The following is a 16,776-nucleotide window of genomic DNA, read 5'->3' as shown; positions in this document are numbered from 1 at the left end:
TCGGTCAGCGTTCAAAGCTAGCAGGGGCTAGTGGTGAATAGCGCTTTCCGTTAAGCTCCTCGACAATTTTTTATTTTTGGTTGCGTTGAGGTGATTGTATGTGGAGCCTGCTAAGGCTGTCTGCAATATCACTATCAGTACTCATGATAGCTGGTTGCTCAGATCCCAAAATTGATACTAGCTCCATGCCTGCGTCGGTTGTCTCGGTTGAGAAAGTGCGTAACTCCTTGCCCACCTACAAGCGCGATGAGTTTGATCAAGGCTTGATCATTATCGCCACGTCGACGTCGTTTAGTGGTATCGATATTCTCAACCCCCACCGCATGAATGCCGCTGAGATTGCCGAAACTGCCAATGTGCAAATGCATGGGTTAACGGGGGATCAGGTGATTCAGCGTGCCGATCAAATTCTGCGCGAGCGTCGGGCACGCGAACGCGAACAGGCTATTCGCACCTTAAAGCGGCTGGAAGAGAAGCGTGCAAAAGCCACCAGTGATCAGCAGCAGTTAGCGCGGTTTACCATTGACAGTGCTCGCTATTACATTGGCTCAAGCCCTTATGGCGCTCCGGAACCTGTGATTGATCTTACAGTGACCAATGACACGGATCAGGCCATTTCTGAGCTTCTGTTGAGGGGCGTGGTGACGAGCCCTGATCACTCAGCAGCTTGGGTAGACGAAACGTTTTACTACGTTGTTCCTGGTGGCATTGAGCCTGGTGAAACACTGGAGTGGAGCCTTGCGCCTAACCGCTTTGGCCCATGGGGGAATGCTCAAATACCCAGCGATGCAGAGCTGACGGTCACCTTGCAAGGGTTGAAAGGGCTTGATGAGCAGCCATTATGGGACTCCCCTGAGCTAACGGAACACGAACTGGCCAGGCTTGAGCAACTGCAGAAGGAGTATGGTGGCATTGCTTTCTCCCGTTTGGAGTGAGTCTCGTGTGGACTAAGCTCTTTGTGGGGTAAGCGATGCAAAAACCACAGCGCCCTAGCGGTTATCCGATAGGGCGCAAACATTTCTACCAATTATCTTTTCGCCAAACGGGGTTACTTACTCTTTGGCTTCATGGTCGGCGAGGGCGGCAACAATTGCCTCTTCCCACTGCCCTTCGGTTAACCCCCAATGCTCCATTTCTGACTGATCGGCGCTGCCTGCCGACGCCTCTCGTAGTTTATCGACGCTGCTGCTTTCATAGCAGTGCTTGGCGAAATCTTTGGTTTTGACATCTTTTAGCTGATTAATCATCGACATGTTGAGTTCCTTTCAAGGTCAATAGTGAGGTAATGCTCACTCAGTGTAGCTATTCTGGCCGCTTTTACCTGACTTGGTTCTCAACACTGCTTAGCTGAAGTGAGAAAAAAAGCGTAGAAAAGGTTTTCCGTGGGCTAGCCAGCCATCAGCGTATCGATAAAAATTTTAACGGCGATACTTGCCAGCAACAGCATAACCAAATTATCAAACCAGCGGTGGGGCAGCCGATTGCCCAGGCGGGCGCCTAGGGGCATAGCGGCGAGTATCACCACAAGGGCAAGAATACTAAACAAAAAGCGTTCCAGAGTTAAAATGCCCGCGTTTAAAAGCGCCGGTATTTGAACACTGGTAATAGCGACGAAGAAGACCGAGATGGAGCCAATAAATACGCTTCGTTTCAACTGCATCGCATTGAAAAACGTAACCGAGGCTGGCGCCGACATGCCTGCAGCGCCTTGAAGCACGCCAGCGAGTAGGCCAATAGGGATCACTAGTCGCGCAGCGATATTAAAAGGCAGGGCGATACGACGTTTCATCACTTTGATGATCAGGTAAAGCACGATCACACCCGCGACACCCAGTGACAGTATTTCGGGAGATAAAACGACTAATCCCCAAGTGCCCAGAACGATGCCTAGCCCGCCAGCAATGGAGAAAGCTGCCAAGAAGCGCAAGGGTAATAGGTGGCGTCGATATTGCCATACCTGTAAAGCATTACTAAATAGGTTAGGCGCGACTAATAGAGCGATAGCGAGTTGAACGTCGTACAGCATGGTGAGAATGGGTACGACAATAACCGGGACACCTGAACCGATGGCGCCTTTGACGATACCTGCAACGAGTAGCGCTATAAACGCAATTAACAGCATAAGGTTACCGGCCCTTTTTAGCGCACAGCCGCCACGCAACCGGCAGCTGTGCGTATTGATTTCCTTCAGGATTAGGTTTTGTCTGAAAAGTCGGCGAGCGAAGGCCAGACAAGGCAAAAATCGGCGAAAAGACGGAGTTTACGTTGTGTAAATGAGTACTTTGAGCCGATTTTTAACGCCGTATGGTCGAGCGCAGCCAGTTTTCAGGCAGAGCCTAAACGCTGTTATTTCAGCACATAGCAGGGCACATAGTGCTGGCCGTCGAGTTTCATGCGCCCTTGGGCTACAAACGAGGTGAGTAGCTCGTCAAGGCGTTGCATTAGTTCGGGCTCTGCGGTCAGTACAAAGGGGCCATGAGCTTCAATGGCTCGAATGCCAGCCTCTTTGACGTTGCCTGCGACGATCCCCGAGAAAGCGCGGCGCAGATTAGCAGCGAGCTCATGGGTAGGCTGCTGGCGGTGGAGCGCTAAGCCACGCATGGCGTCGTGTGTCGGTTCAAAGGTTGCCTGGAAGTCGCGCGCAATGGTCAATCGCCAGTTGTAGTAGAAAGCATCCTGATGGGTGCGCCGGAATTCAGCGATCTCATCGATGCCGTGGCGCATGGTGCGTGCAACCGAGACCGGATCGCCGGTAATGATGGTGTAGTAACGGCGGATATCCTCACCGAGGGTATAGACCAGAAATTCATCAATTTTCTGAAAGTAGGCCGCAGAATCAGCAGGGCCAGTGAAAATTAACGGAAAAGGAATATCCTGGTTGCTAGGGTGCAGCAGAATGCCCAGCAGATAGAGAATCTCTTCTGCGGTGCCCACTCCGCCAGGAAACACAATAATGCCATGGCCCAGGCGCACAAAGGCTTCCAAGCGTTTTTCAATGTCTGGCATGACAACCAGTTCATTGACGATGGGGTTAGGCGCTTCGGCAGCGATAATGCCGGGCTCTGAAACACCCAAATAGCGGCCTTCTTTACGCCGCTGCTTGGCATGGGCAACGTTCGCGCCTTTCATGGGGCCTTTCATTGCGCCAGGGCCACAGCCGGTACAAATATCTAAATCGCGCAGACCCAAGTGATAGCCCACATCTTTGGTATATTCGTACTCTTCCCGGGAGATAGAGTGACCGCCCCAGCACACCACCAGGCTAGGGTCGCGGCCGGGTTTGAGCGTGCCCGCTTTGCGCAGAATATGGAAGACCGCATTGGTGGTGCCTTCTCCCGTACTCAGGTCAAAACGATTGTGGTGCTGAATCTCATTGTAGACGTAAACGATGTCGCGAATGATCGAGGATAGATGCTCGCGGATACCGCGAATCATGCGGCCATCTACAAAGGCTTCGGCGGGGGCGTTAGTGAGCTTTAAGCGAATGCCGCGGTCTTGCTGCAGCACTTCAATATCGAAATCTTTATAGGCTTCTAAAATCGCCAGGCTATCGTCGCTGGGATTACCGCAATTGAGTACTGCCAACGCACAGCGCCGAAGAAGGTCGTGCAGACCGCTTTGAGAAGTTTTATGCAGTCGATTAACTTCATGCTGAGAGAGTACTTCGAGGCTCCCCTCGGGGGAAATGATGCTGGAAAGAGTGGCGCGAGGTTGAACGTTTTCGGTCATTAGCGGGGCTGTCCCTAATCGTTTGATGTCTCTTGGCATATTACCACGCCCAAGCGGTGGGTACAGCGCAGCGGCTGGCTCGCCGGGGTGTGCTATTATGAGGTCTATTTTATAGGGCGGCGGCAATAGCGTTTTTTGTTAGTTACTAAACTGTTGCCTAAAGCGGGTTCTCAAAGAGAGCTGCTAAAGACCGTTATCAAAGACCATGGCGCTTCACTATGTTCAATGCCCACTATTTTCGTACCTTTATTACGCTTGTTGAAACAGGCAGTTTTACCCGTACGGCGCAACGTTTAGAAATGACCCAGCCGGGCGTAAGCCAGCATGTACGCAAGTTAGAAGACTATTTAAATAAAGAGCTGCTAGAGCGCAAGGGGCGTAGCTTTACATTAACCGAATCGGGGCGGCGTGCTTACGATTACGCTTTAAAGTTATTTGCTGAGCATGAACAGTTCCGTCACGGGCTAGACGATGACTCTTTGGATAGCGGTGACTGCCGCATTGCCTCGCCGGGTAGCGTTGGCCTGATGTTCTATCCGTATATATTGGGGCAGCAGCAAATGCACCCCAATTTAACGGTCAACTATAGCTTTGCGTTCAACCACGAAATCGTCAATGACCTGCTTGAAGGGCGTTATGACATCGGGATAGTCACCGAGGCAATGCGGCACCCTGAGCTTAGCTGCAGCATTTGGCATGAAGAACCGCTCTGCTTGGTGGTGCCTGCAGATTTTGCGGGCAGCACGTTATCAGATTTAATGGGCATCGGCTTTCTCAATTATTACGACGGCATTAACCATGCCAATGCACTGCTGCGAGCCAATTACCCCGACGAGTTTCGCTCAATGACCCATTTCCGCCATCAAGGCTTTACCAATGAAGTCAGCATGGTGCTGGATGCAGTGGCCAGGGGATTGGGCTTTAGCGTGGTATCGCGATTGGTATTGGAAACTTCGCCTTGGCAGCGCCAGGTAAAAGCGTTGAACCTGCCCAATGCGGTCAATGAAGTGCTCTATTTGCTGCGCCGCCGCGACTCGGTGCTGCCTAAGCGCTACGCGAAGCTGTTAGACGGTTTTCACGCTCAGCGTCTGCAAGAAAAAACGCCCTTGATGCCGTCTAATTGATTAGGCACCAAGGGCGTTTTCGTTACTTAGAGCGCTATCGCTTCACATCTTGCCAGCTTTGCCGCTAGTTGCGATATTCGTCGATGCTAGGGCAGGAGCAGATTAACTGACGGTCACCGAAAACGTTATCGACGCGGTTAACGGCGGGCCAGTATTTAGCGGCTTGAACAGCCGCGGTCGGGAAGGCGGCCAACTGGCGGTCATAAGGCCGCTGCCAGTCGCTATCCATTAGATCCGCCTGGGTATGTGGCGCATTGACCAGCGGATTATTATCCAACGGCCATTCGCCGCTCTCCACTCGGGCGATCTCGTCACGAATGGCAATCATCGCATCGCAGAAACGGTCGATTTCATACAGCGACTCAGACTCAGTCGGCTCGATCATCAGCGTGCCCGGCACTGGGAACGACATGGTTGGTGCGTGAAAACCGTAATCCATCAAACGCTTGGCGATATCCTCCTCGCTAATCCCAGAGGCCGCTTTGAGCGGACGAATATCGATTATGCATTCGTGGGCAACGGTACCGTTCTGACCGCGGTATAGAATCGGGAATGCCGCTTCCAATCGTTTGGCAATGTAATTGGCGTTTAGGATGGCAAGCTCGGTAGCTTCCCGCAGCCCGCGGGCACCCATCATCTTAATGTAGGCCCAGGAAATGGGCAGAATGGAAGCACTGCCGAAGGCAGCCGCGGAGACTGCACCGCTATCAGTGTTGACGCCGTTGATAGGTGTTACCACATGGTTTGAAACGTAGGGCACCAAGTGGGCTTTCACGCCGATAGGGCCCATGCCCGGGCCGCCGCCACCGTGGGGAATACAGAACGTTTTGTGCAGGTTAAGGTGAGACACATCGCCGCCAAAATCGCCAGGACGGGTTAACCCTACCTGGGCGTTCATATTGGCGCCATCGATATACACCTGACCACCGTTGTCGTGAACGATCTTGCACGCTTCGCGTACGCTGGTTTCAAACACCCCGTGTGTGGATGGGTAGGTCAGCATAATGGCGGAGAGCTTATCGCTATGCTGTTCAGCTTTAGCGCGTAAATCCGCTATGTCGATATTGCCGTTTTGATCGCACTCGACCACCACCACCTTCATTTGCACCATGGCTGCCGAGGCAGGGTTGGTACCGTGGGCAGAGCTTGGAATCAAGCAGACATCGCGATGACCTTCGCCTTGGGCCGCTTGGTAACGACGAATTGCCACAAGGCCAGCATATTCACCCTGAGCGCCGGAGTTAGGCTGCATCGAGAGGTGATCGTAACCGGTGACTTCGACCAGGAAGGCCGAGAGCTCGTCGATCATTTGATGATAGCCAGCCACCTGGTCGCGAGGTGCAAAGGGGTGAAGGTGCGCAAACGAGGGCCAGGAGACGGGGATCATTTCGCTGGTGGCGTTGAGCTTCATGGTGCAGGAGCCGAGCGGGATCATTGCATGGGCAAGCGACAGATCCTTATTCTCCAGACGCTTTAAGTAGCGCAGCATTTCGGTTTCGCTGCGGTAGCGGTTAAAGGTGGGATGGCTCAAGAAGTCGCTTTCGCGCTGGCATGCCGTGGGAATGCCGGAAGCGCCGCTAGCTACCACTTGCTCGTCCAATACTGCAACGGCAAGGCCGTGCTCATCGCCCAGCAGCACATCAAACAATGTGGCTACATCGTGGGCGGTGGTGGTTTCATCCAGGCTAATACCGACATCGCCATTGCCGAAGTAGTGCAGATTAATATCATGGGTCATGGCTCGGCCATGGATCTTACCTGCATCAACACCTGTCAGACGTAGCGTATCAAACCAGCTGTCATGAGCGAGCGATACGCCTGCCTGCTTAAGGCCTTCGGCAAGCAGGGTGGCTAGGCGATGAACGCGGCCGGCAATTTTGCGCAACCCTTCTGCACCGTGATAGGTGGCATAAAAGCCTGCGATGTTGGCCAGAAGCGCCTGGGCGGTACAGATATTGGACGTCGCTTTCTCGCGGCGGATATGCTGCTCGCGGGTCTGCATTGCCATGCGCAGGGCGGTGTTACCACGGCTATCTTTTGATACGCCGATGATACGCCCAGGAATCGAGCGCTTGAGCTTGTCGGATGTAGCAAAGAACGCCGCGTGAGGGCCACCAAAGCCCATGGGTACGCCAAAGCGTTGGGAGTTGCCCACCACAATATCCGCGCCCAGCTGGCCGGGTTCTTTAAGCAGCACCAGACTCAAAAGATCGCTGGCCACGCAGGTCATTATATTGCGCTCAGCCGCGGCGCTTAATAGCGGTGCCAGATCGCGCACTTCACCACTGGCAGAGGGGTACTGAACCAGGGCTCCAAACACATCGTGGCTGGCCAACTCTTCTGCAGGGCCGGTGATCAGCTCAAAGCCAAAGAACTCGGCACGGGTTTTAACGACATCCAGCGTTTGCGGGAAAACATCGTCGGCGACGAAAAAAGCGTTGGATTTGCTTTTCTTATTACCACGCTTACACAGCGCCATGGCTTCGGCGGCAGCGGTGGCTTCGTCGAGCAGCGACGCATTAGCCAGCTCCATGCCGGTTAAATCCATGACCACCTGCTGGAAGTTAAGCAAGCCTTCCAGGCGTCCTTGAGAAATCTCCGGCTGGTAGGGGGTGTAGGCCGTGTACCAGCCTGGGTTTTCCAATACGTTGCGCTGAATCACCGCGGGCATATGGGTGCCGTAATAGCCCTGACCAATATAGCTCTTAGCCACGCGGTTCTGCCGCGCGAGGTGCGCTAGGTACTCTAGCGCCTCTGATTCGCTGCGCGGTTCATCAAGCGCTAGCTCACGGCCAAGACGGATATCGCTCGGCACGGTCTGTTCAATCAGATCTTCCATGTGCTGCATGTTGAGCGCTTTTAACATGGTGGCCACGTCATCTTGACTTGGACCATTATGACGTTTGATAAAAGCATCGTGATCGGCCAGCTCGGCCAGACGGCGTGTTTCAAGAGACATGAAGAAGATTCCGGACGTTAAGAGAGAACCGTGCAGGGCGTTAAGCGAAGAGCCTGCGATAAAGGATAAAGGCAGGCCCTAATATATGATTCAGCTACCGCCTTTAGTCGTCGGCGCTTAGCGTTGATTGATAGGCATCTGCGTCGAGCAGGCCATCAAGTGAGTCGCTGTCTAAACGCACTTTCATAATCCAGCCGCCTTCGTAAGGCGCTTCATTGACTGTTTCAGGGGCGTCTTCAAGAGCGTCATTGACCTCAATGACTTCGCCAACAACCGGTGAGTAGAGATCAGAAGCAGCTTTTACCGATTCGATAACGCCAAACTCTTGCCCTTTGTTCAGCGCTGTTCCCACTTCAGGCAGTTCAACAAACACGACATCGCCGAGCGCCTGCTGGGCGTGATCAGTTATACCCACGGTCACGGTGCCGTCCTTATTATCCAGCACCCACTCGTGGCTTTCTGCGTAACGAAGATTGGTAGGAAGATTGCTCATGGTGTTTTCCTATATGAAACAGTTTTCTGGGCCCGAGCATACTAGCGGTTGCCGTTCGCCTTGGCGACTAGTGACTGGGGTAGATCGAGCGAATAAGCAAGCATGTTAACGTGTTTCCAATCGGAAACAAATTTCTTCGTTGCTTCAAAGCTTGCTTGGTAGCGTTATAGGTTCAGCTACTTTTCGCCGGGTTTGTGCAGAAGATCGGGTTATGAAAAAAGCGGTATCCTCTATGCACAAGCGACATCACCCTAGATGCTAGCTAAGTTTATGGTGTAAAACATTCAAATCGTGCGCTAACCAACAATAGCGTCGTTAGGACTAGCCCGTAATCGCAACAAGCCAATAATACACACCAATATTGCATACCAACAAAGCGAGGAGATGAACATGGAAGCATTAACTAGCCTCTTAGGGGCGATCAACGGCGTGGTCTGGGGGCCCGTCATGTTGATTCTGCTACTCGGTGTGGGGATCTACCTGCAGCTTGGCTTGAAACTGATGCCGATTAGAAAGCTCGGCATGGGCTTCAAGCTAATGTGGGCGGGGCGTGATGCGAAACCTGGGGTGGGTAAAGCGGCAGTTGCCAAAGAGGGAGACGAAGGGGAAATATCTCCTTTTAATGCCTTGATGACCGCACTCTCTGCGACCATCGGTACCGGTAATATTGCCGGTGTCGCCACAGCCATTGCGTTAGGTGGCCCTGGCGCTGTGTTTTGGATGTGGATTACCGCACTGGTGGGTATGGCCACTAAATTTGCTGAAGCGGTGCTGGCCGTGCGCTATCGTGAAACCGATAGCACTGGCTACCACGTGGGCGGGCCGATGTTTTACATCAAGAATGGCCTGGGTAAAAAGTGGCTATGGTTGGGCGGCCTGTTCTCATTTTTTGGCGCTGTCGCAGCCTTCGGGATCGGCAATACCGTTCAGTCCAACTCCGTTGCTGACGCCATGGACGCCACCTTCGGCGTGCCGCACTGGCTCACGGGGGTGGTCATTATGGTGCTGGCTGGCGCGGTGATTCTGGGCGGTATCAAGCGTATTGCTAAAGTGGCGGGCAAGTTGGTGCCGATTATGGGCATTGCCTACGTAGTGGCTGGCTTGTTGGTATTGATCGTCAATGCCGGGCAGATCGGTGAAGCTTTTGGTTTGATCTTCTACTATGCCTTCAACCCCATGGCGGCCGCAGGTGGTTTCGCGGGCGCCGCCGTCATGGCGGCGATTCGTTTTGGTGTGGCACGCGGGATCTTCTCCAACGAAGCGGGTTTGGGTAGTGCGCCGATCGCGCATGCGGCGGCCAAAACCAAAAATCCAGTGCGCCAAGGCTTAATCGCGATGTTGGGCACTTTTATCGATACCATTCTTGTGTGCACGATTACCGCGTTGGTGATTTTGACCTCAACGGTTTGGCAAGAGGGTGAAGCGGGGGCGTCGCTGACCGCGCTTTCGTTTGACGCTGCACTGCCTGGCTTTGGCAATCAGATTGTCGCCATTGCGTTGGCGATTTTTGCCTTTACCACCATCCTAGGCTGGTCATTTTACGGTGAGAAGTGCTGCCAGTTCCTGTTTGGCACTCGCTCTATTATGATCTATCGGGTGCTGTTCGTACTGGCCATCCCGCTGGGCGCCATCGCTCAACTGGGCTTTATCTGGCTCATGGCGGATACCTTCAACGCCATGATGGCGATCCCGAACCTGATTGCCTTGGCACTGCTTTCGCCGGTAGTCTTTAAGCTAACCAAGGACTATTTCGACGGCAAAGACGTATTGCCGGGTGAAGCACTGGATCACGACCAATAATACCCGCAGCGCGTTCATCGGCGCTGTAGGTGAACGTGAATAACAGGAGAGTCGGGAAGGCACTTAATCAGTGGCTTCCCGTTCTCTTTTTTGAGCGAACACTTTTAAGTGAGGAAAGCCCCTATGTCTGAATTAAAGCAAACGCCACTGCATGCGCTGCACCTCAAGCTAGGCGCCAAGATGGTACCTTTTGCTGGCTACGATATGCCGGTGCAGTATCCGCTGGGGGTCAAAAAAGAACATGAACACACCCGTCAAAAGTGCGGGCTGTTCGATGTCTCCCATATGGGGCAAATCAGCGTTTCCGGTGACGGCGTGGCCGAAGCCCTGGAAACCTTGATTCCTGCCGATTTGATGAGCCTTGAGAAAGGTGCCCAACGTTACGGGCTGTTCACCAACACAGAAGGCGGCATTATTGACGACCTGATGGTGGTCAATGCGGGTGATCACTTCTATCTGGTAGTGAATGCCGCCTGTAAAGATCAGGACTTGACTCACCTGCGCCTCAATTTGGCGTCAACCCATACCATTGAACCTTTGGATCGTGGCTTACTGGCGCTCCAAGGGCCTCAGGCGCGGGATGTCATGCAGCGGCTTTGCCCTGAAGCCTGTGAGCTTGTGTTTATGCAGCATGGCCGCTTCACCATTGCTGGGCAGGAGGTTTGGGTGAGCCGCAGCGGCTATACCGGTGAAGATGGTTTTGAAATTTCCGTCGCCGCCGATGCTTGCGAAGCCTTCGCTGAGCAACTGCTAGCTGAGCCTGAAGTCGAAGCGATTGGCCTGGGAGCGCGGGACTCGCTGCGTTTGGAAGCGGGTTTATGCCTGTATGGCCACGATATGGATGAGCAAACCACCCCGATAGAAGCAGGTCTAATTTGGGCGATTGGCAAGCCCCGTCGTCGTGGCGGTGATCGGCCGGGAGGTTTTCCAGGCGCCGATGTGATTCTTCATCAGGTCGATGCCAAAGATCACACCCGCAAGCGTGTTGGGCTGTTAGCTGAAGGTCGCGCGCCGGTGCGTGAGGGTGCGCCGCTTGTGGATGAGGCAGGCAATGAGATTGGAATCGTTACCTCCGGCAGCTTTGGTCCCAGCGTCGGTAAGCCTGTGGCGATGGGTTATGTCACTCGCGAGCAGGAAGCACCGCAAAGCACTGTATTCGCGGTGGTACGCGGTAAACAGTTACCTATGGTGGTAACTCCCACGCCGTTTGTAAAGCCGGGCTACTATCGCGGCTAGAAGCGTGTCCATCTACCCGCGGCCCCTGCTTAAGCTAGGGGCCGTTGCTTTATAAAAGACAGTATTACGAGGGATGGTTTCAAGCGAGTGTTTTAGCGCAGAACCTGCTTGGGATCGATGGGTTTGCCGCCTTGGCGCAGATCAAAGAGTAGATCATAGCGTTGGGTGGCACTGCTTTGACCTACCTCACAAAGTGGGTCTCCCGCGCTAACCTGTTTGCCTACCTCGACCAAAATGCGCTCGCAAAGGGCGTATACGGTTTGGAGGTTATTGGCATGGTGCACAATCACCACTTCACCCAACTGACGCATACCGTCGGCAAAGCGTACTTCGCCAGGGGCGACGGCTTTAGCCTGAGCGCCAGCTTGAGTAGCCAGCAGCATGGGCTGCAGGGTGCCTCGGCTGTCTGGCCCGAAGCGGCGAACCACTCGATAATCCTCCAGCGGCCAGGGCCAGCGCCTGGCTGATGAGGGTAGCGCCTGACTGGGAGCGCTGCTGGTAGGTGCAGCGGCAGGCTTGTTAGCGCTTGAAGAGCTGCTACTGTTTGCTGAGCTTCTAGATGAACTTCGCGCCGCTGAACCGCTAAGGGGGAGGCTGACTATTTGGCCAATTCTCAAATTAGTGGGAGAGGCACTAGGGTTGGCACTCTGAATGCGGCCACTGGTAGTGCCAAAATGTCGGGCGATGCTCGAGAACGTATCACCAGGACGGATTTGATAGCGGTAGGGGCCACCTGAAGGTGCCCGCTCCTGCTGGGTAGGAATTAATAGACGTTGCCCAATTTCCAGGCGCCGCGTATCGGCACCTGGGTTAAAGCGCTCCAAGCGTTCCAGTGGCACGTTAGCCCGGGCCGCCAGCTTACCCAGCGTGTCGCCACGCTGTACTTGCACCCAGTTGCCACTGATCTGGCTGGCGCTAGGAGCGGCTGCTCGCTGGGATGACGATGGAGGAGCGCTGGAACAGCCGGTCAGTAGTCCCGCTAACAGCCAAACAGTGAGCCAGCCGGCTAGGCGTGATCGGTTCGGCTGTCCAGCATGCCATCTTTTTCCAACCAGAGTGCATTGATCCATGTGTGGAAGCGTTCCTTATGCTGCTTTTCTTCGTGGTTTTCTGATGCGTACATCCACTCAGGAATGCTGAGTTGCCGTGCCTGTAATGTTATGGGCGCTTCCCTGCCGCATAAAAAGCCCCAAAACGTCGGCGAGGGGTTAGCGTAGCTGATCGTCACATCCAGGATACCATCCAATTGGTTGCCTAGCAGACTAAGTACTTGGGCAATGCCGCCCGCTTTAGGGCGTAATAAGTGGCGGTAGGGGCTCTGCTGGGCATCGCGTTTGGCAACCGAAAAGCGGGTGCCCTCGACAAAATTAAAAATCGCAATGGGCGAGAGCCTTGCCTGCTGGCACATCCGTTCGGTAGCTGCTCGATCAATGGTGGCCAGCTTAGGATTTTTAGCGACTTGTTCGCGGCTAAAGCGGCGCATAAAAGGAAATTCTAGCGCCCAAAAAGCCAACCCTACGATGGGGATCCAGATCAATTGACGTTTTAAGAAAAAACGTGGCATGGGGATACGCCGATGCAACGCCATCAACAGCATAAAGATATCCGTCCAACTGCGGTGGTTGGATATCACCAACCACCACTGCTGTGGACTCAAATTATCAGGTACGCTGGCGTGTAGCACGGGTTTGAGCCAGTGCCGCATCCACCAAAGATTAACGCCTATCCAGTTAAGCGCAACGCCATTCAGCCCCTGCAACACTAACTGTTTAAGCCGCTGCCCTGGGGCAATGACTTTAAGTAGCGTCAGCAGAATGAGAGGTACGCCCCAGAACAGCGTGTTGAGCGTTAGCAGCAGAGCGCTAATCAGCCCCTTTAAAATAGGCATACCACGTTTCCTTACCGTCAGACCAATAACGTAATACTGAATGCTAAATGATCCTAGCCACGCTGCCCAGCAGAAACCTACAGCAATTCATTAGCTTGATGATGCTTTAGACGAGCGGCAGTGAAGGGGCTTGGACGGTGTTCAAGAGAACGGTGCGCAGTGCATGGGCGGCTACGGAGAGCTCTTGGTGAGTCAAAATGCCGACCCGGCAGGAGATAGCGGGCGCTGTCAGCGGTATGCAGCGAGCGCCCAGTTCATGCATTTGACGAATGCACATGGAAGGCACAGCGCTGACGCCCAGGCCGTCGGCAACCATCCGCCCCACGGTGGAGAGCTGGTGGCTTTCAAAGGCCACAGTGAACTCCATATCCTGTTTGCTCAGCTCCTGTTCCAATAAACGACGTACCATGGAGGGGCGCTGAAGAGTAATGAAATCGTGGCTTAGCAGCGTCGACCAGGCGAGCTGGGTGCTCTGGGTTAACGGAGAGCCAGTCGGCACGACCGCCACAAAATGGTCTTCAAACAGCGGCGTAAAGAGCAGGCTGCCGGTACCCTCCGGAGAAAAAGCGACCCCCATCTCTACCTGTCGGGAGCGCACCATGGCGGTAACCTCTTCGTTGATGACATCGTGCACGGTTATGTTGATTTTGGGGTACTGTTGGCGAAATTTAACCAGCGCCGCAGGGAGTAAGTTACCGGCAAAGGCGGGCATCGCCGCCACGCTAAGGCGCCCCAGCTGGAGGGTGAAGCGCTGGCGCAAACGCTCCTCGGTATTGTCCCACTGGGCCAGCAGATGTTTGGCTAGCGGTAGTAGCGACTCGCCTTCTGGGGTTAATCTGACGCTGCGGGTGCTACGAATCAGCAGTTTGCCACCCAGGGACTCTTCCAGGCCTTTAATCGCCAGGCTTAGCGCTGGTTGGGATAAATGCAGGCGCTCGCAGGCTTGAGTAAAGCTGAGGGTTTGGGCGACCGCCAGAAAGGCGCGCAGCTGTTTGACGGTCATAAAGTACCTTTTATAAGTTTAAAAAATAAATTGATAAGAAAAACAAACTTAACAAATATATCATCTCGCACAACACTGGCACTATCGTAAGCTTCAGTTCGCGAATTTTTGACAGCACTCATCTACGATAATACTGATCATCAACAACAATGTGAGGCACAACAATGGCAGGATTCGATAAGCGTGTAGCTTCCTACGAAGAGGCTATGGAAGGCATCGAAAGCGGTATGACCGTCATCGCCGGTGGCTTCGGGCTCTGCGGTATTCCCGAAAACCTGATTGCCGAGATCAAGCGACGCGGCGTCACTGACCTTACCGTGGTGTCCAATAATTGCGGTGTCGATGGTTTTGGCTTGGGAATACTGCTTGAAGACCGCCAAATCAGTAAGATTCTGGCCTCTTACGTAGGTGAGAATGCCTTGTTCGAGAAGCAAATGCTCAACGATGAGATAGAGGTGGTGTTAACGCCTCAAGGCACATTGGCGGAAAAAATGCGCGCAGGCGGCGCTGGTATTCCCGCCTTTTACACCGCTACCGGTTACGGCACGCCGATTGGTGAGGGGAAAGAGGTTCGCGAGTTTAATGGCCGACACTGTATTTTAGAAGAAGCCATTGTAGGTGATTTTGCCATAGTGAAAGGCTGGAAGGCGGATCGCTATGGCAATGTAATGTATCGCCATACGGCGCAGAATTTTAACCCCATGGCCGCCACGGCGGGGAAAATTACCGTGGTGGAAGTTGAAGAGATCGTTGAACCGGGTGAGCTTGAGCCTAGCCAGATCCATACCCCAGGAATTTATGTGGATCGGATTATTCAAGGCACGTTTGAAAAGCGGATAGAGAAACGCACGGTGCGCAGCTAATACGCCGCGCCTTCAAACGCAACACTAGCTTCTCATTTAACGATTCAACAAGAGGAAGTCACCATGGCTTTAACACGAGAACAGATGGCTCAGCGTGTCGCCCGCGAACTTCAAGATGGTTTTTACGTCAACCTGGGCATTGGTATTCCCACCCTGGTTGCCAACTATATTCCGGATGGCATCGATGTCATGCTGCAATCCGAGAACGGTCTGCTGGGGATGGGCCGCTACCCCACCGAAGACGAACTTGATCCAGATATGATTAATGCGGGTAAAGAGACGGTGACGGCGCGCCCAGGCGCAGCGATTTTTTCTTCCGCAGAATCATTTGCGATGATTCGTGGTGGCCACGTGGATCTCACCGTGCTGGGGGCTTTCGAGGTGGATCAGCAGGGCAATATCGCGTCCTGGATGATTCCAGGGAAGTTGATCAAAGGCATGGGCGGTGCCATGGATCTCGTTGCCGGTGCCGACAATATCATTTGCACTATGACCCATGCCTCTAAGCACGGCGAATCCAAGCTATTGGAAAAATGCGAACTACCGCTGACCGGCGCAGGCTGCATTAACCGCGTGTTGACAGATTTAGCTTATCTTGAAATCAAAGACGGTGCCTTTATTCTCAAGGAGCGCGCTCCGGGCGTAAGCGTTGAGGAAATCGTCGAGAAGACGGCGGGCAAACTGATTGTGCCTGACCATGTTCCCGAAATGACGTTTGATGCCGAGTAAGTACGCTCCCATTAGCCCGAATGATAAACAGCCGAAGGTTAGAGGGTTAAATAAACTGCACAGTGAGACGCTAGCGCCATTACTGCTAGCGTCTCAGGCCATTTCACAGCGCGTATGGTGGGGTAGCAGTAAATCGGCAATACGCTCGTGATTATCTTCAACGTGCTTTTGGGCTAACGCCAGGCCGCCTAGGCAGAGGCGATGTTCATCGCCATTGGCGAAGACTGTTTTCTGTGGTGTGGTGGGGTAGAAGCGGTGATCAAGCAGTGATGATACCGTGAAGACACCGTTTTGCTGGCCCTCAAGGCTTGGCATGCCCACTTCACTTAGGCGTTGATCCAGCGTTTTCAAGGGCTCCCCCAACTGCCCACAATCAAAGCCAGCGTGATGCAATCGAGGGCCCATCACCGCTATCCAGGCAGCCAAGGGGTGAGCTTGCTGTAGCTGTTGATAAAGCGCCCAGCTAGGCATCGGCCAGGGGCGACCGCGGCAGAGCAAATTATGCCCCTTGCAATCCTGAGGGTGAGATTGTTGCACCAGCCCTTCAATGGCTTCCCGGGGCGCCTTGGACAATGTGCCTATTTGCAGTTCTGCCAGCACCAGCCAACTACTGCCGTCGCTTGGCGCGAGTAGTTGCACTAATAGGCCTTTATCGGCCATGGCGTAATGGCCCATGACGCGATAGCCCATATGAGCTAAATTGCCGGTAAGCGCGGCAGCGGCAAAGGGCCCGTAATTGAGCGTTACCAGCGTTAAATATTCAGCCGCCGTTGATAGTGGCCAAAGTCTAAGGGCGCCGATGTCGGGATGGGTATGTACATAGTCAAGCCACAGCTGCTGAACGAACTCCTGACGCTGCATGGTGAACTCCTTGCCTAAAGTGGCACACCTAGCGTGAGCCATTAAATAACTGCTCAGTATAGGCAAGCGGGGTAAGCAAGGGTTCAACGGC

The 16,776-nt window shown here is 53.7% G+C and carries 15 protein-coding genes; 6 read left to right on the top strand and 9 right to left on the bottom strand.

From position 1 onward, the window contains the following. The first annotated feature begins 98 nt into the window (after nucleotides 1-98). Entirely contained in the window at nucleotides 99-935 is an 837-nt protein-coding gene (locus HZS52_RS17235; RefSeq protein WP_009286659.1) for a DUF6694 family lipoprotein, read from the top strand. 117 nt (nucleotides 936-1,052) lie between these two features. On the opposite strand, the gene HZS52_RS17230 is transcribed toward HZS52_RS17235, so the two are convergent. From HZS52_RS17230 to ppnN, 3 genes are all read right to left on the bottom strand, one after another. Next, complete coding sequence (locus HZS52_RS17230; protein ID WP_022523524.1) at nucleotides 1,053-1,253, bottom strand: hypothetical protein; 201 nt, start codon at nucleotides 1,251-1,253, stop codon at nucleotides 1,053-1,055. A gap of 134 nt (nucleotides 1,254-1,387) precedes the next feature. Next, nucleotides 1,388-2,122, bottom strand: a complete 735-nt coding sequence (locus tag HZS52_RS17225) for a sulfite exporter TauE/SafE family protein (protein ID WP_423250059.1) — start codon at nucleotides 2,120-2,122, stop codon at nucleotides 1,388-1,390. Between the two features lie 224 nt (nucleotides 2,123-2,346). Then, the gene (gene ppnN / locus HZS52_RS17220; RefSeq protein ID WP_022523522.1) at nucleotides 2,347-3,729 is read right to left on the bottom strand and encodes a nucleotide 5'-monophosphate nucleosidase PpnN; all 1,383 of its coding nucleotides are present in this window, start codon (nucleotides 3,727-3,729) and stop codon (nucleotides 2,347-2,349) included. 218 nt (nucleotides 3,730-3,947) lie between these two features. Here ppnN and HZS52_RS17215 point away from each other — a divergent pair, with 218 nt between their 5' ends. Beyond that, nucleotides 3,948-4,853: a LysR family transcriptional regulator gene (locus HZS52_RS17215; RefSeq protein WP_009286662.1), complete on the top strand. Its 906-nt coding sequence runs from the start codon at nucleotides 3,948-3,950 to the stop codon at nucleotides 4,851-4,853. Nucleotides 4,854-4,917: 64 nt separating this feature from the next. On the opposite strand, the gene gcvP is transcribed toward HZS52_RS17215, so the two are convergent. Further along, nucleotides 4,918-7,812 (bottom strand): aminomethyl-transferring glycine dehydrogenase, encoded by a 2,895-nt coding sequence (gene gcvP, locus HZS52_RS17210; protein WP_190373221.1) that lies wholly within the window; start codon nucleotides 7,810-7,812, stop codon nucleotides 4,918-4,920. A gap of 103 nt (nucleotides 7,813-7,915) precedes the next feature. After that, the gene (gene gcvH / locus HZS52_RS17205) at nucleotides 7,916-8,305 is read right to left on the bottom strand and encodes a glycine cleavage system protein GcvH (protein WP_190373220.1); all 390 of its coding nucleotides are present in this window, start codon (nucleotides 8,303-8,305) and stop codon (nucleotides 7,916-7,918) included. A gap of 390 nt (nucleotides 8,306-8,695) precedes the next feature. Here gcvH and HZS52_RS17200 point away from each other — a divergent pair, with 390 nt between their 5' ends. Both HZS52_RS17200 and gcvT read left to right on the top strand, forming a co-directional pair. Further along, entirely contained in the window at nucleotides 8,696-10,105 is a 1,410-nt protein-coding gene (locus HZS52_RS17200) for an alanine/glycine:cation symporter family protein (RefSeq protein WP_027959396.1), read from the top strand. A gap of 123 nt (nucleotides 10,106-10,228) precedes the next feature. After that, the gene (gene gcvT, locus HZS52_RS17195) at nucleotides 10,229-11,341 is read left to right on the top strand and encodes a glycine cleavage system aminomethyltransferase GcvT (protein ID WP_022523518.1); all 1,113 of its coding nucleotides are present in this window, start codon (nucleotides 10,229-10,231) and stop codon (nucleotides 11,339-11,341) included. 92 nt (nucleotides 11,342-11,433) lie between these two features. Here the strand turns inward: gcvT and HZS52_RS17190 are convergent, their stop codons facing one another. The 3 genes from HZS52_RS17190 to HZS52_RS17180 form a co-directional block, all read right to left on the bottom strand. After that, nucleotides 11,434-12,231: a LysM peptidoglycan-binding domain-containing protein gene (locus HZS52_RS17190; RefSeq protein WP_027959398.1), complete on the bottom strand. Its 798-nt coding sequence runs from the start codon at nucleotides 12,229-12,231 to the stop codon at nucleotides 11,434-11,436. Between the two features lie 116 nt (nucleotides 12,232-12,347). After that, entirely contained in the window at nucleotides 12,348-13,229 is an 882-nt protein-coding gene (locus HZS52_RS17185; RefSeq protein ID WP_027959399.1) for an acyltransferase, read from the bottom strand. Nucleotides 13,230-13,335: 106 nt separating this feature from the next. Then, nucleotides 13,336-14,232, bottom strand: coding sequence for a LysR family transcriptional regulator (locus HZS52_RS17180; RefSeq protein WP_190373219.1), 897 nt, complete (start codon nucleotides 14,230-14,232; stop codon nucleotides 13,336-13,338). Between the two features lie 164 nt (nucleotides 14,233-14,396). On the opposite strand from HZS52_RS17180, the gene HZS52_RS17175 reads away from it, so the two are divergent. Together HZS52_RS17175 and HZS52_RS17170 are read left to right on the top strand one after the other, a co-directional pair. Then, nucleotides 14,397-15,095 (top strand): CoA transferase subunit A, encoded by a 699-nt coding sequence (locus tag HZS52_RS17175; protein ID WP_009286666.1) that lies wholly within the window; start codon nucleotides 14,397-14,399, stop codon nucleotides 15,093-15,095. A 63-nt stretch (nucleotides 15,096-15,158) separates the two neighbouring features. Beyond that, complete coding sequence (locus HZS52_RS17170; protein WP_022523514.1) at nucleotides 15,159-15,824, top strand: CoA transferase subunit B; 666 nt, start codon at nucleotides 15,159-15,161, stop codon at nucleotides 15,822-15,824. A gap of 93 nt (nucleotides 15,825-15,917) precedes the next feature. Here HZS52_RS17170 and HZS52_RS17165 read toward each other — a convergent pair whose 3' ends face one another. Beyond that, a complete protein-coding gene (locus HZS52_RS17165) occupies nucleotides 15,918-16,685 on the bottom strand; it encodes a VOC family protein (RefSeq protein ID WP_027959401.1) in 768 nt (255 codons plus the stop codon). Nucleotides 16,686-16,776 lie beyond the last annotated feature (91 nt).

The organism is Vreelandella titanicae, assembly GCF_014697095.1.
In the GTDB taxonomy this organism is placed as follows: domain Bacteria; phylum Pseudomonadota; class Gammaproteobacteria; order Pseudomonadales; family Halomonadaceae; genus Vreelandella; species Vreelandella titanicae.
The sequence above is the reverse complement of the archived record's forward strand: the minus strand, read 5'-3'. Positions and strand labels throughout refer to the sequence as shown.